The organism is Candidatus Schmidhempelia bombi str. Bimp (genome assembly GCF_000471645.3).
GTDB lineage: Bacteria > Pseudomonadota > Gammaproteobacteria > Enterobacterales > Orbaceae > Utexia > Utexia bombi.
Window position 1 is genome coordinate 1 of sequence record NZ_AWGA01000099.1, and the last position, 1,351, is coordinate 1,351.

The 1,351-nt window shown below is 38.8% G+C and carries 2 pseudogenes; both read left to right on the forward strand.

Features of this window, described 5'->3' with window-relative positions:
* Positions 1–818: pseudogene (locus O970_RS09030) on the forward strand (hypothetical protein); the annotation flags it as partial.
* 14 nt (positions 819–832) lie between these two features.
* Positions 833–1,351, forward strand: a pseudogene (locus O970_RS09035) (hypothetical protein); the annotation flags it as partial.

Sequence of the window (1,351 nt, forward strand, 5' to 3'; positions counted from 1 at the left end):
TACCGGAAAAAATGGTGAAACAGACTCAAGCCGTATGGAGGCAACTACATCATACTCGGAATTTATCCGATCGCTATATAGCCAATGCCCTGGCGCCAGTCAATGAGCTAATAGAGCGTTTTATTTATCGGTTACATCATGAAAGTGATGATATGTTTCGAGTCTCCCATGGGACTAATTTCGATAAAATAAACCGTATAAAGGATCATGAAATTATTAAGCAGGCGGATAAGTTACCTAGTTATTATCGAAGATCGGGTAATAAATTAAAAGCAATAGACGAATTAGATGATAAATATAAAAAATTAATAACCAAAGGCTATCCTGATATTTCAGAAAATGGATTAGGTCCATTAGAAAATGGGTTTAAAACTTTTCACGATTTAGCGGCAACAGAGTTACCAGCAGGGACTAAACTTGCGCGCGTCATTGATCCGAAAAGCGCTGATAACTCAACATGTTGGATGCGGATTGAAGAGTTTGAAAAATTAACCTCACGCGCAGAGTGGCGTGAAAAATATGCGGTGCTGACGGAATGGAATGGTAATGGCGAATATGTGACCTATACTGTCCCCGAGGGCAAAACGTTAAAAGTCTGGGAGGGAAAAGCCGCATCACAGGATATTGATAAAACAGACTATTATATACCTGGCGGAGCGGTACAAATTTTTCTCGATCCTAGACAATTAGAGCGTTCATATGTTAGTGGACGTAAACCAACTAACTGGGGATATGGCGAAATTAATTATCAAGATGATGGGATCACCTATCTGGGCGTTCCTGACTTAACCCAAAATATTGGTAACTGGTATAAATAAAAGAGGAATAGAAAATGGGCATATTACATCCACAAGAGTGTTATTTACTTGAACAAACCATTACCGTTGACGCATATAAAAAACGGTATGAAGCCTATAAAAAAGCGATAGAGATTGCCGAAAGTCGATATTTAGAGATTATGCGGCATATTCCAGCAGATTACCGTAATCGCGCAATTAACCAACAATTAGATATAACGTGGGGCAGTTGTGTACTGCCTAATTTACGCGATACATTAAATTCTTTAGAAGAGGACTATATTTTACGTTTACATAATGACCTTAAAGCCTATCCCTCGGGTGGCGGAATTCGCAGTGACGCTAAAGGGATGTATGCGGATATGGGCGTCGATACTAGCTGGATGGGCACTGAAGCCGAAAAACAATTTAGACATTATTTTTGGAAAGCAGAAAAACTAGATAGTAATATAGAAAGTACTACTCGCAACAACGGTTGGACAGAAGATTTTCTAACTTATGGTTTTATTGCCGAAGATGATAATTATAATTTTGGACTAAGCTTACCAACGCGT